The organism is Xanthomarina maritima (assembly GCF_008084905.1).
In the GTDB taxonomy this organism is placed as follows: Bacteria; Bacteroidota; Bacteroidia; order Flavobacteriales; family Flavobacteriaceae; genus Xanthomarina; species Xanthomarina maritima.
Genome location: NZ_VSFC01000052.1, coordinates 263,980 through 286,388, shown reverse-complemented (window position 1 = coordinate 286,388; position 22,409 = coordinate 263,980). Strand labels below are relative to the sequence as shown.

Sequence of the window (22,409 nt, the reverse complement as noted above, 5' to 3'; positions counted from 1 at the left end):
TTGCTTTATTTAAAGTTTAACAAACCTTTATCATTTTCTTTAATAAGAATGAAGCTTTTGTTTTTAGAATTTATCTTAGTTCTTATAATATTCTGTTGTTCAGCATATAAATCGAAAAGAACTAAATTTTGAATTTCGAAAGTCTTAATTTCTTTTATATCTTCAATTTCCAGATAGCAAATAACAATATCATTATCGAATTCTTTACCTAAAAAATTAATAGGTTTTTCTTCTCCATTTATAATTATTGTCAGCTTTCCTTTTAAATATTTCTCTATAAATAAATTAACTTCTGGAGCTTCGTTTTCTTTTTTAATTATTAAATCTTCTTTATATCTAAGTTGGAGTACATCTTCTAAATCATCAATAAAAATTCTAGAAATTATTTGCACAGATTCCTTCTCTTTAACATATTCTATTTGTGTAACACTAACGTAATATTTATGGATTGTTGTAAATGCGAATAATGATAATGCTATAACAAGGAGTGATATTTTAATAATTTTCATAAAAAAGGATTAATTAAACAAAACTACTTATTTGTTTATTCAAAAAGTGTTCCGTATAAAATTTATTTTTTTAAATTGATTTTGTATTGTATAAGTTTTTCTTTTAGATATTCTAAAACTTCCAAATCGCTTTTTCCTTTACATCGATTAATGAAGTTTTCGTCTTCTGAACAAAAGTAGAAAAAATCGGTTCTTAAATCTTCATTTAGTGTTTCAATTGAAAATAAAATAGATTCTAACTTTACACGAATATCATGTAATAAATCGTCTTTTCTTTCTAATTTTATTTGATATTTTAATTGCTTTGTTCTTCCAGTAATAGCATTTAATATTGGATTTAATGGGATAAATCCACCTCCAGTTGTAGCTTCGTTTAATTTTCTTTCACTTTGGGTTTTAAGTTTACCTTGGTAACTAGGAATTCCTAACTTTTTGGCAGTAATTGGCTCTCCTTTAACTGTACCAAGATCCATTAATAAATCTCCTGTTAAAATTCTTCCTACAATTACTTCATCTAAAGTATATGTAAGTTCTTCTAATTGAATTTCAAGTTCCTTATCAATTAGAATTTTAGTATCAACTATAACTTCTTTTAATTTATGTTGAACGGAAGTAAACTGTAAGGTGTCATTTAATTTTACAGATATTCTAAAACTCCCAAAGGCATTTGTAGTTGTAAAAACCTGAGCAGATTTATTTATTACATGAATATTTTCAACATCTAATGATGTTGTTACTTTTCCAATAATCTCGACTGATTGTGTAAATGCAGTATGCAAGTACATAAAAAAGAAAATGGAAATAAGATATTTCAAATGGCTGGGTTTAGTTCAATAAAGAAACCACTTCTAATCTTAATTTAAATACAACAACTAACTAAACTTATGTTAAAATAGCTAATTCTTTAAAGTTTCAGAGTTCAGGTACAATTTACTTTGGTTAACTAGGTATTCTATCAGTTCGATGTCATTTCCTCCCTCATAAAGCATAGTATCTGTGTTATTTGCTTCAGCAAAAGCTATAAATTCATCAACTTCATCTACAGGAATATTAAAACTTGAACTTATAAAATCTTTTGTATATGCCTCTCTTAAAACTAAGTAGTTTGAGTTTAAATTGTCCTTTGCTAAGTATGTGTTTTTATTAGATTTAAATAATGGTTTTATTAACCAATTAGTTATTTTCACAAAATCTACTCCATTATAAAACCTATCTTGGTTTAAGATTGTATTTTCAACTTTTTGATAATATATTTCTGCATTTGGATTATCTTCTATATCAATTTCTCTAAAATAAAAATTTTCAAACTTAGGGTTGTGTAATTTTATTTTGTTTAAATCTAAAGCTAATTCTCCTGTCAAACTAAAAGGTAATATAACCACTTCGTCTAAAGTAGTTAAACGTTCATTTAAAAAAACTGTTAACTGCTTCGAGGACATAATTTCTTTAGTAATAATCATATAAACAGTTTCGAATTGCAAAGCAGAAATCTCAATTTTATCGTTTAACGCAGCATAAATATTAAACTCTCCATTCATATCTGTTACAGCTATTCTTTTAGAAGTGACATTACTTATAGTAAGCCCTTCAACATCATTAGCATCTACAATAACTTTTCCGGAGATTTCGATTCTATCTGCATTTTGAGATATTCCTATTGAAAGAAACATAAAAAAGGCAATTAATGGCAATAGGTTCTGCTTCATAGTATTTTTATTTGAGTTTAAATTAACACAAAATCTAATAAACTTTTGATAAATCTTGTATTTACTTAAATTTACAACAAATTAATGTAAATGAAAAACTTAATTATAGCTAGTACTTCAACAATTCATGGAAGTGGATACCTAGACTATTTATTAGATGAATTATCTGAGTTTTATAAAAATGTTGAAAACATTATGTTCATTCCATATGCTAGACCAAGTGGTATATCTCATGATGACTATACAAAAAAAGCAAAAGAAGCATTTCTAAAAATAAATAAAAATGTAAAAGGCATTCATGAATTTGCAAATCCTATTGAAGCTATCCAAAGTGCTGAAGCCATTTTTACTGGAGGGGGAAACACCTTTGTTTTATTATATCAACTTTACAAAAACCAATTAATTGAACCCTTAAAAAAGGTTGTACAGAATGGCACTCTCTATCTTGGCACAAGTGCTGGTAGTAATATTTGCGGATTAACAATCAACACAACTAACGATATGCCAATAGTTTATCCACCAAGCTTCAAGTCTTTAGGGATTGTACCTTTTAATATCAATCCTCACTATCTTGATCCAATTCCTAATAATCCCCATATGGGTGAAACTAGAGAAACGCGAATTCAAGAATTCCATCATTTTAATACACAACCTGTTGTTGGACTTAGAGAAGGAAGTTGGTTAAGAGTAGAAGGTGAATCAATAATTTTAAAAGGCGAATTATCAGCTAGAATTTTTGAGTACAATAAAGCTCCTTTTGAAGTTGAATCTAATACTGAACTAAATAGGTTAAAATAAAAAAAAGCTTCACAAATTGTGAAGCTTTAGAGCGAGAGACCGGGTTCGAACCGGCGACATTCAGCTTGGAAGGCTGACGCTCTACCAACTGAGCTACTCTCGCATTTCCGATGCAAATATAAATAACAATTCAATCTAATAAAAGAAAAAAATTATAAGTTTATATAATAATTTCAACTTTGAAACTAATCATCTCAATTTGAAGGAATTTAATTTTAAAATTATTCATTCTAAACGTTTACACCTAATTAAAAATGTCTCAGATAAAATTTATTTCAGCTAAAGAAACATATGTTGTAAGACATCCAGTATTACGTGAAGGCAGACCTATTGAAGATTGTGCTTTTGATTCTGATGAAGATGAAAACACTTTTCATTTAGGTTTATATTTTGATTCTAAACTTGTTGGAGTTGCTTCATACATAAAAAATAATTCTAAATTATTTTTAGAAAAAAATCAATATCAACTTAGAGGAATGGCTGTACTGAAGGAGTATCAAAAAAAGGGATTTGGAGATCTTCTTCTAAATGAAGGTGAAAAAATATTAAATCAAAAAAAAGTAGATATTCTTTGGTTTAATGCAAGAGAAATTGCTTTTAATTTTTATAAAAAAAATAATTATCAAGCCATTGGAGATGCTTTTAACATACCAGAAGTTGGGCTTCATTATGTCATGTTTAAAAATTTCAGTTAAAAGAAAAGAGTCTCTTACTTTAAACTTTTATCTTTGGCTTTAAAGCCAAGTAACATGAATAAAAAAGTTATTTTAATGATTCTTGATGGCTGGGGAAAATCTCCAGATCCAAAAGTTTCAGCTATAGAACATGCTAAAACACCTTTTATAGATTCTCTTTATAACAATTATCCAAATGCAAGTTTAAGAACAGACGGTTTGAATGTTGGATTACCAGAAGGACAAATGGGAAACAGCGAAGTTGGCCACATGAATTTAGGTGCTGGACGCATTGTGTATCAAGATTTAGTTAAAATAAATCTAGCAGTAAAAAACAACACTTTAGCTCAAGAATCTGCTTTAGTTGATGCCTTTAATTACGCAAAAAAAAATAAAAAACACATTCATTTTTTAGGTTTGGTGAGCGATGGAGGTGTGCATTCTCATATCAATCATTTAAAAGGATTAATTTCTGCTGCAAAAGACTCTGGCGTTACAGAATCTTACATTCATGCCTTTACAGATGGTCGTGATGTAGATCCAAAATCGGGTTTTGGATTTATTACAGAGTTAGAAGCTTTTATCGAAAACACACCAACAAAATTAGCTACAATTACTGGCCGTTATTATGCTATGGATAGAGATAAACGTTGGGAACGTGTAAAATTAGCCTACAATGCTTTAGTAAATGGTTTTGGCGAACTATCCAAAAATGCGTTAAAATCTATCAAGAAAAGCTATAATGATAATATTACAGACGAGTTTATAAAACCGATTGTTATGGTTGATAAATACAATCAACCTATCGCAAAAGTTAAAAATGGAGATGTCGTTATATTTTTTAATTTTAGAACTGATAGAGGTCGTCAACTTACAGAAGCTTTAACACAAAATGATTTTCATGAACAAAACATGCACAAATTAGATTTGTATTATGTAACCATGACTAATTACGATGAAACTTATAAAAACATACATGTTGTTTACAACAAAGACAACCTAACAGACACATTAGGTGAAGTCTTAGCAAAACACAATAAAAAGCAAATTAGAATTGCCGAAACTGAAAAATATCCTCATGTTACTTTTTTCTTTTCAGGCGGAAGAGAATCTGTTTTTAATGGTGAAACACGTATTTTACGTCATTCACCAAAAGTTGCTACTTACGATTTAAAACCTGAAATGAGTGCTTTTGAATTAACAGATGCGTTAATCCCTGAACTTAAAAAGGGTGAGGTTGATTTTGTGTGTTTAAACTTTGCAAATGGAGACATGGTTGGACATACAGGAGTTATGAAAGCTGCTATTAAAGCTTGTGAAGCTGTCGATACTTGCGTTAAAAATGTAGTGACAACTGCTCTTGAAAATAAATATACAACCATACTTATTGCAGATCATGGAAATTGTGAAACCATGATTAATCCAGATGGCACTCCAAACACAGCTCACACTACAAATCCAGTGCCTATAATATTAATAGACAAAGATTTAAATACTATTAATGATGGTGTTTTAGGAGACATTGCTCCAACCATTCTAAAACTTATGGGAATTGAGCAACCTGGAAAAATGACTCAGCACTCGTTAATCTAATATAATTTATTATGTATTTTTGAAATTAACTTTAAAGTATGAATTTTAACGACAAACTTATTCTTGCTATAGATTTCGATGGAACAATAGTTGAAGATGCCTATCCAAAAATAGGTAAACCTAAACTTTTTGCTTTCGAAACACTTTTACGATTGCAAAAAGATGGTCATCGATTAATATTATGGACTTACCGAAGTGATATTAGATTACAAGAAGCTGTAAAATTCTGTAAAGAAAACGGATTGGAGTTTTATGCAGTAAACAAAAGCTTTCCTGAAGAACAATTCGACTATTCAAAAAGTCGAAAAATTCATGCCGATTTATTTATAGACGACCGAAACATTGGTGGCTTTAAAGGTTGGGGAGAAATTTATCAAATGTTATCAAACCCAAATTACAATCCTCTTAAATTAGAGAAAAAGAAAGGTTTATTTTCGTTCTTCAGAAAAAAATAATTATTCTCTTGCTAATTCAAAATACTGCTTGTCTATTGCCTCTTTATGGTCTGGATGAGCAATATTTACCAAGGCTTTTACACGCTCCTGAATTGTCTTACCATATAAATTAGCTATTCCATTTTCTGTCACAACATAATGCACATGCGAACGAGTTGTAACCACTCCAGCTCCTGGTTTTAAGGTTGGTACAATTCTACTAATTCCATTTTTTGTAGTTGATGGTAAAGCTATAATGGCTTTTCCTCCTTCACTTAAAGAAGCTCCTCTAATAAAGTCCATTTGCCCACCAACTCCTGAATACATTCTTGTTCCAATAGAATCTGCACAAACCTGTCCAGTTACATCTACCTCAATAGCAGAATTTATAGCAACCATTTTTGGGTTTAGTTTAATTATGGATACGTCGTTTGTGTAATTTGAGGCTCTCATTTCTATAAATGGATTATCATCAACATAATCGTATAGTCGTTTAGAACCCATTAAGAAAGTCGTTAAAGCTCTTCCTCTGTTGATGCCTTTATAATTACCATTAATCACATCTTTTAAAATCAAATCGATAACACCATCAGAAAACATTTCGGTATGCAACCCTAAATCTTTATGGTTAGTAAGCAAAGTTAAAACAGCATTTGGAATATTACCAATTCCCATTTGTAAGGTGCTTCTATCTTCTATTAATCCAGCAACATGGTTGCCAATTCTTTTTTCAATTTCTGAAGGTTCAGACATTTCATGAATAGGTAAAGGCTCATCGCATTCTACAAAAGCATTTATTTCTGAAATATGAATAATTCCTGCTCCATGAGTTCTTGGCATTTGCTTATTAACCTGTGCAATCACGTAATCTGCATTATCAATAGCTGCAAGCGTTGCTTCAACCGAAACTCCTAAAGAACAATAACCATGCTTATCTGGAACAGACACATGAATCAACGCTACTTGCAAATCGACAATATTTCGTTTAAACAAAAGAGGTAATTCACTTAAAAAAACTGGTGTATAAGATCCGTTTCCAGCTTTTAGAGTATGTCTCACATTTTTTCCAATGAAAAAGGAGTTTACATGAAAACTATCTCTAAGTTCAGGATTAGCATAAGGTGCTTCGCCTTCCGTATGTAATTGACAAATTTGAACATTTCTTAATTCTTCGTGTCTTGCAGTCATAGCTTTAATTAACACCTGTGGTGCTGCTGCTGCTGCCTGAATATATACTTTACTATGAGACTTAATAACTTTTACTGCTTCTTCTGCACTAACCGATTTATACATAATATTTAATTTAGAGTGCAAAAATATTCAATTAAAATCAACTAAAAACTGTCTAAAGTCATGTTTCAGAAAAAAGATTCCCATTTTAATTTTATTTATCTTTGCACATATTTTTTAAGAATGATTATAGTAAAAACAAGAGAAGAAATTGAATTAATGCGCGAAAGCGCCTTGGTTGTATCTAGAACTTTAGGCATGTTAGCTAAAGAAGTGAAGCCTGGCGTAACCACGTTACAACTAGATAAATTAGCAGAAGCATATATTAGAGAACAAGGAGCTATTCCTGGTTTTTTAGGCTTATATGATTTCCCTAACACGCTTTGTATGAGCCCTAACTCTCAAGTAGTTCATGGATTTCCAACAAACGAACCTTTAAAAGAAGGTGATATTATTTCTATTGATTGTGGTGCTGTAAAAAACGATTTTTATGGAGATCATGCCTATACCTTTGCTGTAGGAGAGATTGCTCCTGAAACTCAAAAATTACTTGATGTTACTAAAGAATCATTATACGTTGGAATTCGTGAATTCAAATTAGGAAATCGTGTTGGAGATGTTGGATATGCTATCCAGAAATACTGCGAAGATCATGGTTATGGCGTAGTTAGAGAACTAGTAGGTCATGGTTTAGGAAAGAAAATGCATGAAGATCCTGAAATGCCAAACTATGGAAAACGTGGTCGTGGCAAAAAGTTTATTGAAGGCATGGTTGTAGCCATTGAACCTATGATAAATATGGGAACACATAGAATAAAACAACATAGAGACGGTTGGACTATTACGACTTTAGATAATAAACCAAGTGCTCATTTTGAACACGATGTGGCTATTTTAGATGGCAAACCAGAATTACTTTCAACCTTTGCTTATATCTATGATGCGTTAGGAATTACTTCTAACGAAGAAGAAGAATTTAGACAAAAAGCATTTGTCTTGTAGATTATATGAAGAAACTCTTCAAAATAATCCTAAACACTATTCCAAGGACCATACTTATTAGATTAAGCTATGTGGCTCGTCCTATTTTTGCCCTATTATTAAAAGGAAACACCTATACAGATCCTATAGATGGGAGAAGTTTTAAAAGCTTTTTACCTTATGGTTATGGTAAACAAAGAAACAATGTCTTGTCTCCTTCAACTTTAAGTTTAGAACGACATAGATTATTATGGTTGTATCTTAAAAATGAAACCAATTTCTTTTCAGAGAATTTGAAAGTGTTGCATTTTGCTCCAGAGCAATGTTTCTTGAAACGATTTAAAAGTCTTAAAAATTTAGAATACACCACAACAGATTTAGAATCTCCAATTGCTGATGTAAAAGCAAATATTTGTAATCTTCCTTTTGAAGATAATAGTTACGATGTTATTTTATGCAATCATGTTTTGGAACACATTCCAAACGACACTAAAGCCATGCAAGAATTGTTTAGAATACTAAAACCTGGTGGTTTTGGTGTGTTTCAAATTCCTCAAGATTTATCTAGAGAAACAACTTTTGAAGACAATTCGATAACTGACAGAAAAGAACGCGCAAAAATCTTTGGACAATACGATCATGTTCGGATTTATGGTCTTGATTATTTTGATAAATTACGAAACATAGGTTTTAAAGTGGATGAAGTTGATTATACCTCTAATCTTTCAGAAGAAGATATTACTAAATATTGTTTAGCAAAAGGGGAAATTATTCCTATGGTTTATAAATAACAAACAACAACTTTACTGTTAATGTGAAGAAAGCTTCAAAAAATCATCTAAAATAGGTAATTGTTTATCTCCTAAAACCAGAACTTTATTTCCATCAATTTCTTGAAGTATTTTATATTCTATATTGTTCACTTCTTCAAAAGTTGAGTTTCCTGTATAAACGCCACCTTCATTTGTATTTTCTTTAAACTTTAGACCATCTAGGTTCATCCAAAATTGTTTTTCGTTTTCAATAATTTGAAATTTCCCATTACAGAATGCTCCAAAATAGCTGTAATAATCTGATGAAAATACTTTTCCATTATAGGAGTTTAAAAACCCATACAACATGTTATTATAAAATATCGGATGGATTCCTCCACCTATGCCTTCACCAAGTTCGTACCAATTTTTGTCTATTTTTACCTGCAAATTTCTATTATAAATTTCAATAATATCATTTTTTTGCAAAGTTTTTAAAAAGGTTTCTTTATCGAAAGTGTCTTGAATTTTCTGAGCGTTTAAATCATAAATAAGCACATTAGATGTATTGTTAGGATAGGTAACTAATAAACCATTTGCTCGTGGAAGCATCACTTTTCCATAATGAGTTGCTTCAGAGTTAAATTGAATTACACTAGGAAGTAGATAACCTTCTCTTTTTTTAGTGTTATAACAAAACAAACTCGTTGGTTGATTCTTATTATCCATTAACAAAACATATCCATCATTTTCTATGGCATAATTATAGCTATTTGCTTCTACAACCACATTTCCTAAATCATCCATAATACCATACTTGTTATATGCTTTATAGACTGCCAAATTATACTTATTGAAATCACCAATACTATCCATTATAATATAAAATGTTTCAGACTCTTGTGTCCATACATTTATAAGCGAATCTCTTCGTCTTTTTTCAAGAGTAACCTTACTTTTTCCATCATGGGTTCTAACATTATTTAGATCCTGAGATTTTTCAATATTAGATTTTGCTGAATATAATCCAACATATTGGTTTGTAAGATTTTGAGTGTTTTTTGAATAGACAAGACCAATTTCTTGATTTACTTGTGCATATATAGTAAGAATACTAATAAGAAATAAAAAAGTGAATAAGTAGGATTTCATTTTTTAAATTTTAGTTTAACAATAAAAATAACAAATGCTTAATAGCATCATATCAATAAGTTAAGATCTAAAATAGAAGAAGTTTTAATGTGAAATTAAAAAGAAGTTAACTTTTCGCTTAAATGTGAAATTTGAGCTTTCAAATGCTTTTCCCTTTACTGTTAAAAGGAAAATTTTGCAGATAAACATTTGACTCTTTTAAAAAAAATAATAACAATTTATATATCAACTTGCTGTTATTCTTTCAATTATCGGATTTTTATCAAGAAGGAATTAGCATCATTGAAGCTTCGGATTCCTATTCTTAATTCTCTGGAAATCCGTTTAACGATAATGTTTCAAACTCTTTTATGTCATTTTCAAAAATCAGAAATACTTTAAGTTCTGGATGTGTTTTTAAAAATGCTTTAACATTCTCTATTCCCATGGCCTTAAAGGTTGTAGCATAAGCATCTGCTGTCATACAATCTTCAGCTATAACAGAAATACTTAATAAATTGGTTTTGCTTGGGTATCCTGTTTTTGCGTCTATTATATGAGAATATTTATTTCCTAAACTATCTGTTTTAAACTTTCTATAAGTTCCTGAAGTTGCCATCGCTTCGTCGTGTAAGGAAATGGCTTTTAATACAGATTGTGAACCATCAAAATGTGGTTCTTCGACACCTACTTTCCATGCAGATTGTTTTTCAATATTTTCGCCTCTGGCTCTTATTTCTCCGCCAATTTCAACTAAATAATTAGTGCTGTTTTTACTTTCCAAAAATAAACCGATAACATCTACTCCATAACCCTTGGCAATGGCATTGAAATCTATAAAGGTGTTTGGATTTTGCTTTTCGATTGTAAAATCAGTTCGTATAACTTTATCGAGTCCAACACTTAGCATGAGACTATCAATTTTTAGGCTGTCTAAACTTTCTATTTTTCCTTCTGGACCAAAATCCCATGCATTTACAACGGCACCAATAGTTGGATCGAAAACACCTTGAGTTTGATTATAAATCTCTTTAGAAGCATCAAACACTGTTGTAAAGTGTTCGTCAATGCCAAAAGCTTCATTTCTATTTATTTTTGAAATATCTGAATTAGTCTGATAGGTTGACATGGATTTATTAATTACATAAAATAAACTGTCAAATTGTTTTTGGTAATTTATGTTCGAATCATAAATAACCGAATAACTTGTTCCAAAAACTTCACCTGAAAGTTTGATGTTTTTAGGTTCTTGTTTGCATGAAAAGAACAGTGTTACTACTAAGAATAGAATAAAGGATTTTTTCATATAATGATTTAACTCTAATTAAGAGATTGCCTCGTTGCGAACTCCTCGCAATGACAGTTTAATTTAAATTTGTTTCAATAACCTGAATACCATTATATTCAATCAAGTATTCTTCGTTTAAATAGATAGGCAAGTCTTCCCCTTTCGGGTTTCCTAAACCAACTCCTGCATATAGTACTTTAGCATCTTTTTCCGTAGCATGTTTTTTAAAAGTTTCCATCCAAACAACATCAAAATTATTAGGATTATCTGGTAAAATAACAGCTCTAACTATTACAAAAAAGTATTGGCTTTTTTTATCGATACATACAAATTGTGGATGTTTTTTCAACTTGCTATTTATAGCAATAAATTCAAAACCACGTTGCTCTAAATCTTTCCCAACATGGTTCATGGCTAGGTTGTGTAATTCTTGTTCAGTAAGTGCTTTGCTCATGTTGCAAAATTAATATTATTTATTTGACTGCAATAGAATTAAAAATTGTTTAACTTTAAAAGCACTAACCAACTATTTTTTAAATGATTAAGTTCTTTAGGCGCATTCGCCAAAACCTCCTTAATGAAGGAAAAACCACAAAATATTTTAAATATGCCATTGGCGAAATACTTTTAGTAATGATTGGTATTTTGATGGCTCTACATGTAAGCAACTGGAACACGAGTAAGAAAAACAGGCTAATTGAGCAAAAATTTCTTAAAAATTTAAAAACCGATTTAGAGGTTGATCTCTATAATCTAGATTCTCTTTCTAAAGACAGAGTTAGTAAAACAGAATCAGCTTTTAAACTACTAAAACTGCCTGGAGCTACATCAAAAAAAGAGTTAACTACCTTAGACTCTTTGTATATGAATGTATATGGTTGGACTAGTTTTGTTCCTAGTAGTACTACACGTCAAGAACTTATTAGTTCGGGACAATTAAGCCTGATTCAAAACGATAGCATTAAAACCTTAATACTTGTTTTAAATCAAGAAAACGATCGAATTGTAGGAGCTCGTGAACATATGCGCAGAGAATATGAACATTACCTATATGACAGGTCTTTTGCTAACTCGACCATGTTTCCGCTACTCGATTTCGAAGCATCTTTGAAATCAGGTATAACTTTAGATACAACACTAACCATTGAGCAAGTTGACTTGTTTTATAAAGAATCTGAATTTATCCAAAAGGATAGGATGATAAAGAATGGTTTAAAACTAGCTGCTGTTAATAACATGGGAATAAAATCTCTTTATGATAAGATGAAGCTGCATCTAAAACAGCTTATTCGTTTAATTAATGAAGATTTAAAGAATGAGTTATGATTAAATTCTTTCGTAAAATCCGACAACAAATGATAAAGGAAAACAAAGTTTCTAGATATTTACTTTATGCTATTGGCGAAATAGTTCTTGTTGTGATAGGAATTTTAATTGCACTACAAATTAACAATAGTAACCTAGAGAAAAAGGACAGAATACTTGAAAAACAATACATGACTTCTTTACTCAATGATCTTGAAAGTGATATCACGAACATAAATCAAACAGTTTCAGGTAATACAGAATTACTCAATGGCCTCAATGACTTACTAAAAATGATTGCAGCTCCATCAACAGATCTAACAGAGCAACGTTTATTGTATCTCTATTCGGTGAAATATACTTACTGGTACTTTCAAGCCGAATTCTCAGATGTAACATTGTCTCAATTAAAAAATGCAGGAAACTTTCAACTTATTCAACACCATACCATTTCCGAAGCCATTATTAATTATACTTTAGGATTAGAAGATTGTTACCATCGATACGATGAGATTAAGCATTATTTTCATGAACATGAGAATACTCAAAAAAGCATATTCAATTTAAGCTTGGCTAAAAAAGTGTATGAGTTTATAGAAGAAGACAATAACAATATGTTAGCTCCAATTGAGACTTTTAATGAGATGACTCTTGAAGGTAACTATTTTTTAAAGTTCGACAATCAACTATTTGGACGCTACTATAACGACATTTTATTTTACAGAACCACTCTAAACAATCTTAATCTCATAATTACTAATCAAAAACAAATGGCTGAGGAACTTATGCAGCTTATAAAAGAAAAGTACCAGATTCAATGATTAAATTCTTTAGACATATTCGTAAATCACTCCTTATGGAAACAGGAAAAACAGGCAAGTATTTTAAATATGCCATTGGTGAAATTATCCTTGTGGTAATAGGCATTCTTATTGCTTTAAGTATAAATAATTGGAATACAATTCGGTTAGAAAAAAATGAAGAAGTAAAGCTGCTTACAGATATGCGTTCTGAATTTAAAAAAAATTTAAAACTACTATCAGAATATGATATCGTTAGAATAGATACTGTTCTTAATAATCAAGACTATTTAATAAATTATAATGATCTTAATAAAACGAACAACTTGTCTATCGCATTCCAAAAAGCGTTTAAACATCCTACTTGGAATCCTAGCTTGATGATTTTAGACGATTTAAAAAATAGTGGTAAGCTCTCAAAAATATCTAACAATCATTTAAAACAGAGCTTATATAACTGGTACTCTTTCTATACAGACTATCTTGAAGATATAAAAGTTTCAGAAATTTCTTATCAAAATCTATTATCCTATACATTAAATAATGGGATTTATTTTGATCTAATGACTAGTATCAACTCTGGCAATTTGTCAAAACACAAACAGTTAGTTGAATTACTTTTAAAAGATAAAATCTTTATGAGTTTTTTAATTAACTATAATCAGGTTGTTCTTATAAGAAAAAAGGAATATTTAGATGCTCAAAACATCATTAAAGAAATTATAAAAGAGTCAAATAATTAATTTGCAAACATGATTAAATTTTTTAGAAAAATACGATTCACCTTAATGGAAACAGGAAAAACAGGCAAGTACTTTAAATACGCCATTGGCGAGATAGTCCTTGTAGTTATTGGAATTTTAATTGCGCTTCAAATAAATGATTGGAATGAGAATAGAAAAAATAAAACTTTAGTCCATAATTATAAAATAAGTTTAATAGAAGATCTTGCAAAAGATAGTATGGAAATTATGGAATCCATTCGTGGTACTAAACAGGATTCAGCAGCTATTAAAAATTATGAAACCCGAGTTTCTAAACCAACTGCTACCTTAGACACCTTGCTAAAAATTGCACGTTATGAATATGATTTTTTAATATGGATTCATCCAGACTTTAATGATGATACATACAGCGTATTATCATCCACAGGCAATATCTCTTTATTTAGCGAAGAATTAATTAAAGATCTTAATATTCTTAATAATCTTCAAGAAACCGCAAATTTTTCAACTACACAAACTTTTGTTGGTTATGTAGATATTTTAAGAGCATATTCGCTAAAATATCCCATTCCATTTCAATCTAATGCAATTCAGAAGGATAGCAAAATTGCAGATCTTATCTGGAATAATGCTTCATTAGTTAATCATGCTACCGAATTCAACGCCATCCTTTTAAGTAAAGGAGATGCCTACAGGTTATCCTTAAGGCATTTACCTCTCGTTTTAGAAAAAACAAATGAATTATTAACCAAACTTCGCAAACAGTAAGTTATTTATGATTAAATTTTTTAGACATATCAGGAAATCTTTACTTATGGAAAATAAAACTTCTAAATATTTCAAATACGCTATTGGCGAAATTATCCTCGTGGTTATTGGTATTCTCATTGCACTTCAAATAAATAATTGGAACGAAAACCAAAAAGACCTAAAAAAAGAACAGCAAATTATAGCGAATTTACATCAGGAATTCACCCAAAACAAAATACTCAATACAAACATGCTTAATGCCGTTCAACAAGGCACAGATGCTTGTTTAGGAATCATGGATATTTTATTAATTGGCGAAACACATGAAAATGCCAAACAGTTAGATAGTCTGTTATACATGGCACTAGAATACAGACCCTTTATTCCCAATAATAACACCTATACCGAAATATTAAATACTGGAGAGATTGAGCTTCTTAAAAATGAGACCATAAAAAATGCTTTGTTTGTATATTACAGAGATTTAGAAAACAACAAGGCTACATATATCATGTTAGAAAAATGGATAGAAGGTGGCATTCTACCTTATTTAGCTGAACATATTGCTTTAAGGAATATGGATATGTACGGCTCCTTAAATTGGAAAGAAAAATCCAGGTTTGATGATGGTTTCAAATACATCATCAACGACCGAAAATTTGAAAACATGATAGACAACAACATCTATCATTTTGCCATTCTAAAAGAGGAATATGAAAATTTAAATAGCATTACAGACACCATTATTAAATACACAACATTAAAAAATTAATTTAAAACCACATATTATGGGAATTTTCTGGGATTTATTACAACAAGACGAATTAGAAAAACAACAAGAACAAGCTGATAGCGTAGAAGATCGTGTCAAGATTTTAGAAGAAGAATTGGCCAACACAAAAGCCTTACTTAAAAAAACATTGATTGCATTAGAAACGCATTTAGTAAAAGATATTGATGGAGATGGGAAAACTGGTGAAGCATAAAAATACTGTCAAAATCTAACCTTTACAATTAATTAAAAATTAAAACATACATGGAAACTAAAACCATTATATACCTAGTTGCCTTTGCGCTAATTTTACGAATTATTGTCCGATTAATTTCAAAATATAGAAAAGAACAAAAAAACACGGATGAACCTATTGATTAAATTTTCAGAAAATACGTTTCGATTTTATTGAAAAACTATATTTACAAATTAACTATCAACTAAAACAACATTAATGAAAATAATAATAAAATCACTTTTCACTTTCTTACTAGGTCTTTTTCTATTCACGAATTCATTCATTTTAAATGCGCAAACCTATGCCAAAAATGGTATGGTAGTTACTGCTAGTAAAATAGCTTCTCAAACAGGAGTTAATATTTTAAAACAAGGTGGTAATGCTGTCGATGCTGCTATTGCTACTGCATTTGCTTTAGCTGTAACGCATCCAACGGCTGGAAATATTGGAGGTGGTGGTTTTATGGTGTTTATGAATTCTGAAGGAAAAACAACAACCATCGACTTTCGCGAGAAAGCACCTTTGGCTTCTTCAGAAACCATGTTTTTAGACGAAAATGGCAATATAAAAGAGGATAGCAACCATAAAGGTTTATTAGCTGTTGGAGTTCCAGGGACTGTTGCAGGCTTGTATTTAGCACATCAGAAATATGGAACATTACCTTGGAAAGATTTGGTACAACCTGCTATTCATTTAGCAGAAAATGGCTTTGAATTTAATTGGACCTTATATCGGGAAGCATTATATTTTAATAGTATCGCTGAAGAATATCCGTTTATGGCAATCTTTTTTAATAATGAAGAAGGTGACATCTCTCAACCAGGAGACACATGGAAACAACCTGCTTTAGCTAACACCTTAAAACAAATAAGAGATCATGGTCGCGATGGATTTTACAAAGGAGAAGTGGCAAAAACAATAGCCAATTACATGAAAGCCAATGGAGGCATTATTACTACTGAAGACTTAAAAGAATATGATGCCATTGAGCGTGAACCCATAAAAGGGACTTACAAAGGGTTTGATATTTATGGCATGCCACCACCAAGTTCAGGTGGTGTAGCACTTATTGAAATGATGAACCTGATGGAGTTGGTTGATTGGGACACCATAGAATTTAATTCAACCGAATATGTTCATATACTTACAGAAGCCATGCGTAGAGCCTTTGCTGATCGTGCTGAATTTTTAGGCGATCCAGATTTTAATTTAGACATGCCATTAGATAGATTAACCTCAAAAGAATTTGCAAAAAATAGGTTTGATAACATTAATATGGAAAGAGCTTCTTTAAGCGATTCTACAAAATTTGGTCAAATCTATGATGGAAAAAACACCACGCATCTTTCGGTAATCGATAAAGATGGAAATGCTGTTTCTCTTACTTACACACTAGAAAATTGGTATGGTGTTAAAATGGGTTCTAAGGAACTTGGGTTTATTTTCAATAACGAAATGGGAGATTTTAATCCAGTTCCAGGCGTAACAACCTCAGGTTGGCAAATTGGCACGAAACCAAATTTGGTAGCTCCACAAAAACGCATGCTTTCTAGCATGACACCTACAATTGTTGCAAAAGATGGTAAACCATATTTAATTATAGGAAGTCCTGGAGGAAGAACCATTATCAATACGGTTTTTCAAACCACACTAAATGTTTTAGAGTTTAACATGCCAATTAATAAAGCCATTGAAGTTATGAAAATTCACCATCAATGGTCACCAGATGTTCTTGATTATGAAATTGATTTAATGTCTCCAGATACTCGAAAAGCCTTAGAATCTATGGGACATACGTTACAAGCATCAAGTGGTTTAGGTGCTTTAATGGGAATAACCCTAAATCCAGAAAATAAAATTATTACAGGAGCAGCAGATTCATCTCGACCAGAAGGTGCTGCCGTTGGATATTAATTAAACGATTTTTTATGATAAAGCTTTTCAGAAAAATAAGATACAATCTCATGGAGCAAAATAAAACATCCAAATATATCAAATACGCCATTGGCGAAATCATTCTTGTGGTTATTGGTATTTTAATTGCCTTACAACTAAACAACCTAAATGATGAAAGAAAGATTGAAAACATAAGGCAAGTTTATTACAAACAATTATTACAAGATCTAGAAAAAGACAAAAATTATATAGAAAAGACGTCAAAAAACTTTGATTCTAATATGATTAAATTAAAAACCTATACAGATATTTTTAAACAGCCTAACTTACCTACAACAGAAATTTTAGAAAACATAAGTAATTTAGATTGGTTTTGTCGTGATGTTCAATTTCCATCAAATACAATAACTTCACTACAGAATACAGGTGAAATTAAGTTAATACCAACACATATAAGAGATAAATTAACAGACCTTAAAATAACCCAAGATCACACAGAATTTGTATCAAATGCCAATAATAATTTAAGTTTAGAAATGACAAATTACGCTACTAGATATTTTGGAAGTGGCTCGCTCCTTCAAAGAATTGTGAATCAACCTCAATTTTCAGAATATATATTTGAAGAAAATAGACAAATTGAATTGCTTTTGGCTTTGGAATCAGCTCAACATTTAAAAGAATTATCGGAAAATGGTAGCCTTGAAAGCTTTGAAAAGATTTTATTTGATATTAATGAGGTTACAGAACTTATAAATAGAGAACTAAAATAAAAACAAATGTTTTTATCATCAAGAACAAAAACTAATGATTAAATTCTTTAGACATATTCGTAAATCACTACTCATGGAAAATAAAACAGGAAAGTATTTTAAATACGCTGTTGGTGAAATTGTATTGGTAGTAATTGGTATTCTCATTGCACTTCAAATTAATACTTGGAATAATAACAGAATAGAAAAAGAAGCAGAAATAAAAACACTTATTGAGTTAAAAAATGGTATTGAACGCGATAGTAAATTAATGCAAAACTCACTTGCCATTATTAGCCAATGTGTTGATAGAATGAAAGAATTAAAAGGTTTACTAAAAGATAAAGATTATAACTACTCACAACAACTAGACACGCTTTTTGGAGCCGTATATGGAGTGCATTCCATTCGTATAAATAAAGCTTTTTACGAAGACCTAAAAGCATCAAGTTTAAGACTTATTAAAAACGATGATATTAGACTTAAAATAGTAAATCTCTTCGAAGATAATTATGTGCTTCTAGACAACATATTCGCAATGGAATTACATATTAATGATATTACCAGACCTTATTATTTAAAAAATTTCAATAACATTGATTTTCTAATTTCGGCAAGTCCAAATAATTTTAATGAGTTATGGATAGATACGTATTACAAAAATATTGTACACTACAGGATTATCAATCTAGAAAGCAATCATATAGATGCCTATAACAAAACAATTCCAAAAATTGAATCATTAAGCAACGACATTAACAACTATTTAAAAAATTATAATGATTAAATTCTTTAGACATATACATTTATCACTAATCTTAATTTTATTAACTACAGCAATTAGTTGCAATAAGAAAAACACCTTACCAGACCCACTAAAAGCAGGCTGGAACGGTCAAGCCGTTTGCGAAATTATAGAAGACAATTTAGAGTTACGTGTATTAAAATGCACGTTTGCGCCAGGTGTTGGCCATGAAAAACATTATCACAATCCACATGTAGGATACACACTCACTGGTGGGAAATTTAGAATATCAGATACTTCTGGAACTAGAGAAGTTGATGTTCCTACAGGATATACTTTTAGTAATGATAAAATTACACAGCATGAAGTTTTAAACATAGGTGAAACTACAGCTGTATTTTTAATTATGGAATATAAATAAAAATGTTTTTCTTTCGTCTATAAAAAATAAAAACCCAACTTATTGAGTTGGGTTTTTATTTTTTATAGATGCCTAGTAAACATTCAGATTAACATATTTGCCAAATATCGTCAAGCGATCTATCCTCCAAAGTCATCAAATCTAATATGCTCGTCTGGAATTCCAAAATCTTCTCCCATTTTTTGAACTGCTTTGTTCATTAAAGGAGGTCCACAGAAATATAATTCAATATCCTCTGGTGACTCATGATGATCTAAGTAGTTGTCTATAACACAATTGTGAATAAAGCCAACAAACCCATCTCCAGGAGCATCAATGTTTTCTTTTACTTTCCAATTATCTTCTGGTAATGGTTCAGATAATGCTAAGTAGAACTTAAAGTTAGGGAAATCTTTTTCTAATTTATGAAAATGATCTAAATAGAATAACTCACGTTTAGAACGCCCTCCATACCAATAGGTTACTTTTCTACCTGTCTTTAATGTTCTGAATAAATGATATAAATGTGAACGCATTGGTGCCATTCCTGCTCCTCCACCTACATAAAGCATTTCAGATTCACTTTCATTGATAAAGAACTCTCCATAAGGTCCAGAAATAGTTACTTTATCTCCTGGTTTTTGATTGAATATATAAGAAGATGCGACTCCTGGATTAACATCCATCCATCCATTCTTATTTCTATCCCATGGTGGAGTTGCAATACGAACGTTTAACATAATCTCACGTCCTTCTGCAGGATAAGAAGCCATTGAGTATGCTCTTTCTACAGTTTCATCGTTTTTCATTACTAAAGGCCAAAGTCCAAACTTATCCCATTCTGCTTGAAACTTATCTGGTGTTTCATGCTCTTCTGGGTGAGCTGTAATGTCCATGTCTTCATATTTTATAGTACAAGGAGGAATCTCTATTTGAATATATCCACCTGCTTTATAACCCATATCTTCAGGAATTTCAACTACAAATTCCTTTATAAATGAAGCTACATTATAATTGCGAACAACAGTAGCTTCCCATTTTTTAATTCCAAAAACTTCTTCTGGAATGGTAATTTCCATGTCTTGTTTCACTTTTACCTGACAAGATAAACGTGCTCCATGTTGTAATTCTTTACGTGTAAAATGAGGTGTTTCTGTTGGAAGTGCTTCGCCTCCACCAGATAATACATGACATTCACACTGAATACATGTTCCACCACCACCACAAGCTGAAGGTAAAAATATTTTTTCTGATCCTAAGGTTGATAATAAACTTCCTCCAGATGCTACTTCTATTGTTTTTTCTCCATTGATAGTAATTTTTACTGGACCAGATGGAGATAATTTTTGTTTTACAACCAATAACAATGCTACTAATAACAATGTAATTATTAAGAAAGCGACTACTGTAATGATGATTGTACCTAATGTACCTGCTGCTAATACTATCATGCTATTCAATTACTTTTATTGTGTTATCAGCGATGCTTTGGCTACCTTCAGCAACCTCAGCTTCTGTTTTAATTTCTTCTTGTTCTATTACAGGTTTTACTTCTGCTGTTTCTACTTCAACAACAACTTCTTCATCTCCTCCAGTTAACATACCTCCAAAACTCATAAAACCAATTGCCATTAAACCTGTAATTATAAATGTGATTCCTAATCCTCTTAATGGAGCAGGCACATTCGAATATCTAATTTTTTCACGAATAGCAGCAATAGCAAGAATAGCTAAAAACCATCCAATTCCTGAACCTATTCCATAAGTTGTTGCCAATCCTAATGTTGCTATTTCTCTTGATTGCATAAATAACGAACCACCTAAAATAGCACAGTTTACAGCAATTAATGGCAAGAAAATACCAAGTGAATTATATAATGATGGAGAAAATTTCTCTACAATTATTTCTACTAGTTGTACCATAGTTGCAATGGTAGCAATAAACATGATAAATGAAAGGAAACTTAAATCGTAATCAGCATATTCAGTTCCTAACCACACTAGAGCTCCTGGTTGTAATAAGTATTGATCCAGTAACCAGTTTAAAGGCACTGTTATTGCTAATACAAAAATAACAGCAGCACCTAAACCAACAGCTGTTGCTACTTTTTTAGATACAGCAAGGTAAGAACACATTCCCAGGAATACTGAAAATACCATGTTATCTATAAATATTGATTTGAAAAATAATTCTATATGTTCCATATGTTTTTAGTATTGAGTTTTGAGTAATTAGAATTGTGAAATCTCAATTCTCACATCTAATATCTCACTACTACCTTTTAGTCTTCTATTAATGCTTTATTTCTACTACGTTGAACCCAAATAATAATTCCTACAACTATTAAAGCCATTGGAGGCATAATCATAAAACCATTATTTTCATAACCTATTGAATATAGTCCTGTTTTTGCAATTGGATCTCCTAATACTGGAATTCCAAACAGTGTTCCTGAACCTAGCAACTCTCTAAAGAATCCTACGATAATTAAAATAACACCATATCCTAATGCATTTCCAATACCATCAAGGAAAGATTTCCAAGGGCCATTTCCTAAAGCGAAAGCTTCAAAACGTCCCATAATGATACAGTTTGTAATAATTAATCCAACAAAAACAGATAGAGTTTTACTTAATTCGTATGCAAATGCTTTAAGAACTAAATCTACTATAATAACTAGAGTTGCTACTACAATTAGTTGTACAATAATTCTAATTTTTGAAGGAATAATATTTCTCATTAAAGAAATAACTACGTTCCCTAATCCAAGTACAAATATTACCGAGATGGCCATTACTAAAGAAGCCTTAAGTTCAGCAGTAATAGCTAATGCAGAACAAATACCAAGTACTTGGATAGTAATTGGGTTGTTATCTGCTAAAGGATCTAATATTAAATTGGCATCTTTTTTTGATAAAAGTCCCATAAA

The 22,409-nt window shown here is 30.7% G+C and carries 26 protein-coding genes and 1 tRNA gene; 16 read left to right on the top strand and 11 right to left on the bottom strand.

Annotation, left to right across the window (positions count from 1 at the left end; genetic code table 11):
• Nucleotides 1-5: 5 nt before the first annotated feature.
• The 3 genes from FVF61_RS11230 to FVF61_RS11220 all read right to left on the bottom strand — a co-directional run bounded on the left by FVF61_RS11230 (nucleotide 6) and on the right by FVF61_RS11220 (nucleotide 2,215).
• Complete coding sequence (locus FVF61_RS11230; protein ID WP_148456448.1) at nucleotides 6-509, bottom strand: DUF6702 family protein; 504 nt, start codon at nucleotides 507-509, stop codon at nucleotides 6-8.
• A 62-nt stretch (nucleotides 510-571) separates the two neighbouring features.
• Complete coding sequence (locus tag FVF61_RS11225; protein ID WP_233586807.1) at nucleotides 572-1,324, bottom strand: hypothetical protein; 753 nt, start codon at nucleotides 1,322-1,324, stop codon at nucleotides 572-574.
• An 81-nt stretch (nucleotides 1,325-1,405) separates the two neighbouring features.
• Entirely contained in the window at nucleotides 1,406-2,215 is an 810-nt protein-coding gene (locus FVF61_RS11220; protein WP_148456446.1) for a peptidase associated/transthyretin-like domain-containing protein, read from the bottom strand.
• Nucleotides 2,216-2,305: 90 nt separating this feature from the next.
• On the opposite strand from FVF61_RS11220, the gene pepE reads away from it, so the two are divergent.
• Nucleotides 2,306-3,013 (top strand): dipeptidase PepE, encoded by a 708-nt coding sequence (pepE, locus tag FVF61_RS11215; protein WP_148456444.1) that lies wholly within the window; start codon nucleotides 2,306-2,308, stop codon nucleotides 3,011-3,013.
• A 30-nt stretch (nucleotides 3,014-3,043) separates the two neighbouring features.
• Here the strand turns inward: pepE and FVF61_RS11210 are convergent.
• Nucleotides 3,044-3,116 (bottom strand) — tRNA-Gly (locus tag FVF61_RS11210).
• A gap of 151 nt (nucleotides 3,117-3,267) precedes the next feature.
• Between FVF61_RS11210 and FVF61_RS11205 the strand changes: the two genes are divergently transcribed.
• From FVF61_RS11205 to FVF61_RS11195, 3 genes are read left to right on the top strand one after another with little or no spacing between them, the layout of a single operon-like run.
• Nucleotides 3,268-3,708, top strand: a complete 441-nt coding sequence (locus FVF61_RS11205) for a GNAT family N-acetyltransferase (RefSeq protein ID WP_148456442.1) — start codon at nucleotides 3,268-3,270, stop codon at nucleotides 3,706-3,708.
• Between the two features lie 54 nt (nucleotides 3,709-3,762).
• Nucleotides 3,763-5,280 carry a 2,3-bisphosphoglycerate-independent phosphoglycerate mutase gene (gene gpmI, locus FVF61_RS11200; protein WP_148456440.1) on the top strand — a complete coding sequence of 506 codons (1,518 nt, stop codon included), beginning with the start codon at nucleotides 3,763-3,765 and terminating at the stop codon, nucleotides 5,278-5,280.
• A gap of 38 nt (nucleotides 5,281-5,318) precedes the next feature.
• Nucleotides 5,319-5,735: a BT0820 family HAD-type phosphatase gene (locus tag FVF61_RS11195; RefSeq protein WP_148456439.1), complete on the top strand. Its 417-nt coding sequence runs from the start codon at nucleotides 5,319-5,321 to the stop codon at nucleotides 5,733-5,735.
• On the opposite strand, the gene FVF61_RS11190 is transcribed toward FVF61_RS11195, so the two are convergent.
• Nucleotides 5,736-7,007 (bottom strand): acetyl-CoA hydrolase/transferase family protein, encoded by a 1,272-nt coding sequence (locus FVF61_RS11190; protein ID WP_148456438.1) that lies wholly within the window; start codon nucleotides 7,005-7,007, stop codon nucleotides 5,736-5,738.
• Between the two features lie 120 nt (nucleotides 7,008-7,127).
• Between FVF61_RS11190 and map the strand changes: the two genes are divergently transcribed.
• Nucleotides 7,128-7,946 carry a type I methionyl aminopeptidase gene (gene map, locus FVF61_RS11185; protein WP_148456437.1) on the top strand — a complete coding sequence of 273 codons (819 nt, stop codon included), beginning with the start codon at nucleotides 7,128-7,130 and terminating at the stop codon, nucleotides 7,944-7,946.
• Nucleotides 7,947-7,951: 5 nt separating this feature from the next.
• Nucleotides 7,952-8,716, top strand: a complete 765-nt coding sequence (locus tag FVF61_RS11180) for a class I SAM-dependent methyltransferase (protein ID WP_148456436.1) — start codon at nucleotides 7,952-7,954, stop codon at nucleotides 8,714-8,716.
• An 18-nt stretch (nucleotides 8,717-8,734) separates the two neighbouring features.
• Here FVF61_RS11180 and FVF61_RS11175 read toward each other — a convergent pair whose 3' ends face one another.
• The 3 genes from FVF61_RS11175 to FVF61_RS11165 form a co-directional block, all read right to left on the bottom strand.
• Nucleotides 8,735-9,829 carry a hypothetical protein gene (locus tag FVF61_RS11175; protein ID WP_148456435.1) on the bottom strand — a complete coding sequence of 365 codons (1,095 nt, stop codon included), beginning with the start codon at nucleotides 9,827-9,829 and terminating at the stop codon, nucleotides 8,735-8,737.
• A 304-nt stretch (nucleotides 9,830-10,133) separates the two neighbouring features.
• Nucleotides 10,134-11,114 carry an FAD:protein FMN transferase gene (locus tag FVF61_RS11170; protein ID WP_148456433.1) on the bottom strand — a complete coding sequence of 327 codons (981 nt, stop codon included), beginning with the start codon at nucleotides 11,112-11,114 and terminating at the stop codon, nucleotides 10,134-10,136.
• A gap of 58 nt (nucleotides 11,115-11,172) precedes the next feature.
• On the bottom strand, nucleotides 11,173-11,550 hold the full coding sequence (locus FVF61_RS11165) for a Na(+)-translocating NADH-quinone reductase subunit F (RefSeq protein WP_148456432.1): 378 nt from the start codon (nucleotides 11,548-11,550) through the stop codon (nucleotides 11,173-11,175).
• An 83-nt stretch (nucleotides 11,551-11,633) separates the two neighbouring features.
• Here FVF61_RS11165 and FVF61_RS11160 point away from each other — a divergent pair, with 83 nt between their 5' ends.
• The 10 genes from FVF61_RS11160 (at nucleotide 11,634) to FVF61_RS11115 (ending at nucleotide 19,500) form a co-directional block, all read left to right on the top strand.
• The gene (locus FVF61_RS11160) at nucleotides 11,634-12,422 is read left to right on the top strand and encodes a DUF6090 family protein (RefSeq protein WP_148456430.1); all 789 of its coding nucleotides are present in this window, start codon (nucleotides 11,634-11,636) and stop codon (nucleotides 12,420-12,422) included.
• Entirely contained in the window at nucleotides 12,419-13,222 is an 804-nt protein-coding gene (locus FVF61_RS11155; RefSeq protein ID WP_148456428.1) for a DUF6090 family protein, read from the top strand. The genes FVF61_RS11160 and FVF61_RS11155 overlap by 4 nt, the downstream gene beginning before the upstream one ends.
• Nucleotides 13,219-13,944, top strand: coding sequence for a DUF6090 family protein (locus tag FVF61_RS11150; protein ID WP_148456426.1), 726 nt, complete (start codon nucleotides 13,219-13,221; stop codon nucleotides 13,942-13,944). The genes FVF61_RS11155 and FVF61_RS11150 overlap by 4 nt, the downstream gene beginning before the upstream one ends.
• A gap of 9 nt (nucleotides 13,945-13,953) precedes the next feature.
• Nucleotides 13,954-14,694, top strand: a complete 741-nt coding sequence (locus FVF61_RS14280) for a DUF6090 family protein (RefSeq protein ID WP_199757305.1) — start codon at nucleotides 13,954-13,956, stop codon at nucleotides 14,692-14,694.
• 7 nt (nucleotides 14,695-14,701) lie between these two features.
• Nucleotides 14,702-15,448, top strand: coding sequence for a DUF6090 family protein (locus tag FVF61_RS11140; RefSeq protein ID WP_148456424.1), 747 nt, complete (start codon nucleotides 14,702-14,704; stop codon nucleotides 15,446-15,448).
• A 16-nt stretch (nucleotides 15,449-15,464) separates the two neighbouring features.
• Nucleotides 15,465-15,662 carry a hypothetical protein gene (locus FVF61_RS11135; protein ID WP_148456422.1) on the top strand — a complete coding sequence of 66 codons (198 nt, stop codon included), beginning with the start codon at nucleotides 15,465-15,467 and terminating at the stop codon, nucleotides 15,660-15,662.
• A gap of 240 nt (nucleotides 15,663-15,902) precedes the next feature.
• Nucleotides 15,903-17,600: a gamma-glutamyltransferase gene (ggt, locus tag FVF61_RS11130; protein WP_148456420.1), complete on the top strand. Its 1,698-nt coding sequence runs from the start codon at nucleotides 15,903-15,905 to the stop codon at nucleotides 17,598-17,600.
• A 14-nt stretch (nucleotides 17,601-17,614) separates the two neighbouring features.
• Nucleotides 17,615-18,355: a hypothetical protein gene (locus FVF61_RS11125; RefSeq protein WP_148456418.1), complete on the top strand. Its 741-nt coding sequence runs from the start codon at nucleotides 17,615-17,617 to the stop codon at nucleotides 18,353-18,355.
• Nucleotides 18,356-18,389: 34 nt separating this feature from the next.
• Nucleotides 18,390-19,121: a DUF6090 family protein gene (locus FVF61_RS11120; protein WP_148456417.1), complete on the top strand. Its 732-nt coding sequence runs from the start codon at nucleotides 18,390-18,392 to the stop codon at nucleotides 19,119-19,121.
• Nucleotides 19,114-19,500, top strand: coding sequence for a cupin domain-containing protein (locus FVF61_RS11115; protein WP_148456415.1), 387 nt, complete (start codon nucleotides 19,114-19,116; stop codon nucleotides 19,498-19,500). The genes FVF61_RS11120 and FVF61_RS11115 overlap by 8 nt, the downstream gene beginning before the upstream one ends.
• Before the next feature lie 119 nt (nucleotides 19,501-19,619).
• Here FVF61_RS11115 and nqrF read toward each other — a convergent pair whose 3' ends face one another.
• The 3 genes from nqrF to FVF61_RS11100 all read right to left on the bottom strand — a co-directional run bounded on the left by nqrF (nucleotide 19,620) and on the right by FVF61_RS11100 (nucleotide 22,406).
• A complete protein-coding gene (gene nqrF, locus FVF61_RS11110; RefSeq protein ID WP_148456665.1) occupies nucleotides 19,620-20,927 on the bottom strand; it encodes an NADH:ubiquinone reductase (Na(+)-transporting) subunit F in 1,308 nt (435 codons plus the stop codon).
• 4 nt (nucleotides 20,928-20,931) lie between these two features.
• The gene (gene nqrE, locus FVF61_RS11105; RefSeq protein WP_148456413.1) at nucleotides 20,932-21,684 is read right to left on the bottom strand and encodes an NADH:ubiquinone reductase (Na(+)-transporting) subunit E; all 753 of its coding nucleotides are present in this window, start codon (nucleotides 21,682-21,684) and stop codon (nucleotides 20,932-20,934) included.
• Nucleotides 21,685-21,761: 77 nt separating this feature from the next.
• Nucleotides 21,762-22,406, bottom strand: a complete 645-nt coding sequence (locus tag FVF61_RS11100) for an NADH:ubiquinone reductase (Na(+)-transporting) subunit D (RefSeq protein WP_148456411.1) — start codon at nucleotides 22,404-22,406, stop codon at nucleotides 21,762-21,764.
• Nucleotides 22,407-22,409 lie beyond the last annotated feature (3 nt).

Bases quoted from the DNA above. Each gene is read 5' to 3' on its own strand.
- FVF61_RS11230 (WP_148456448.1), bottom strand. From the start codon at position 509: ATGAAAATTATTAAAATATCACTCCTTGTTATAGCATTATCATTATTC.
- FVF61_RS11220 (WP_148456446.1), bottom strand. From the start codon at position 2,215: ATGAAGCAGAACCTATTGCCATTAATTGCCTTTTTTATGTTTCTTTCA.
- pepE (WP_148456444.1), top strand. From the start codon at position 2,306: ATGAAAAACTTAATTATAGCTAGTACTTCAACAATTCATGGAAGTGGA.
- FVF61_RS11205 (WP_148456442.1), top strand. From the start codon at position 3,268: ATGTCTCAGATAAAATTTATTTCAGCTAAAGAAACATATGTTGTAAGA.
- gpmI (WP_148456440.1), top strand. From the start codon at position 3,763: ATGAATAAAAAAGTTATTTTAATGATTCTTGATGGCTGGGGAAAATCT.
- FVF61_RS11195 (WP_148456439.1), top strand. From the start codon at position 5,319: ATGAATTTTAACGACAAACTTATTCTTGCTATAGATTTCGATGGAACA.
- FVF61_RS11190 (WP_148456438.1), bottom strand. From the start codon at position 7,007: ATGTATAAATCGGTTAGTGCAGAAGAAGCAGTAAAAGTTATTAAGTCT.
- map (WP_148456437.1), top strand. From the start codon at position 7,128: ATGATTATAGTAAAAACAAGAGAAGAAATTGAATTAATGCGCGAAAGC.
- FVF61_RS11180 (WP_148456436.1), top strand. From the start codon at position 7,952: ATGAAGAAACTCTTCAAAATAATCCTAAACACTATTCCAAGGACCATA.
- FVF61_RS11175 (WP_148456435.1), bottom strand. From the start codon at position 9,829: ATGAAATCCTACTTATTCACTTTTTTATTTCTTATTAGTATTCTTACT.
- FVF61_RS11170 (WP_148456433.1), bottom strand. From the start codon at position 11,114: ATGAAAAAATCCTTTATTCTATTCTTAGTAGTAACACTGTTCTTTTCA.
- FVF61_RS11165 (WP_148456432.1), bottom strand. From the start codon at position 11,550: ATGAGCAAAGCACTTACTGAACAAGAATTACACAACCTAGCCATGAAC.
- FVF61_RS11160 (WP_148456430.1), top strand. From the start codon at position 11,634: ATGATTAAGTTCTTTAGGCGCATTCGCCAAAACCTCCTTAATGAAGGA.
- FVF61_RS11155 (WP_148456428.1), top strand. From the start codon at position 12,419: ATGATTAAATTCTTTCGTAAAATCCGACAACAAATGATAAAGGAAAAC.
- FVF61_RS11150 (WP_148456426.1), top strand. From the start codon at position 13,219: ATGATTAAATTCTTTAGACATATTCGTAAATCACTCCTTATGGAAACA.
- FVF61_RS14280 (WP_199757305.1), top strand. From the start codon at position 13,954: ATGATTAAATTTTTTAGAAAAATACGATTCACCTTAATGGAAACAGGA.
- FVF61_RS11140 (WP_148456424.1), top strand. From the start codon at position 14,702: ATGATTAAATTTTTTAGACATATCAGGAAATCTTTACTTATGGAAAAT.
- FVF61_RS11135 (WP_148456422.1), top strand. From the start codon at position 15,465: ATGGGAATTTTCTGGGATTTATTACAACAAGACGAATTAGAAAAACAA.
- ggt (WP_148456420.1), top strand. From the start codon at position 15,903: ATGAAAATAATAATAAAATCACTTTTCACTTTCTTACTAGGTCTTTTT.
- FVF61_RS11125 (WP_148456418.1), top strand. From the start codon at position 17,615: ATGATAAAGCTTTTCAGAAAAATAAGATACAATCTCATGGAGCAAAAT.
- FVF61_RS11120 (WP_148456417.1), top strand. From the start codon at position 18,390: ATGATTAAATTCTTTAGACATATTCGTAAATCACTACTCATGGAAAAT.
- FVF61_RS11115 (WP_148456415.1), top strand. From the start codon at position 19,114: ATGATTAAATTCTTTAGACATATACATTTATCACTAATCTTAATTTTA.
- nqrE (WP_148456413.1), bottom strand. From the start codon at position 21,684: ATGGAACATATAGAATTATTTTTCAAATCAATATTTATAGATAACATG.
- FVF61_RS11100 (WP_148456411.1), bottom strand. From the start codon at position 22,406: ATGGGACTTTTATCAAAAAAAGATGCCAATTTAATATTAGATCCTTTA.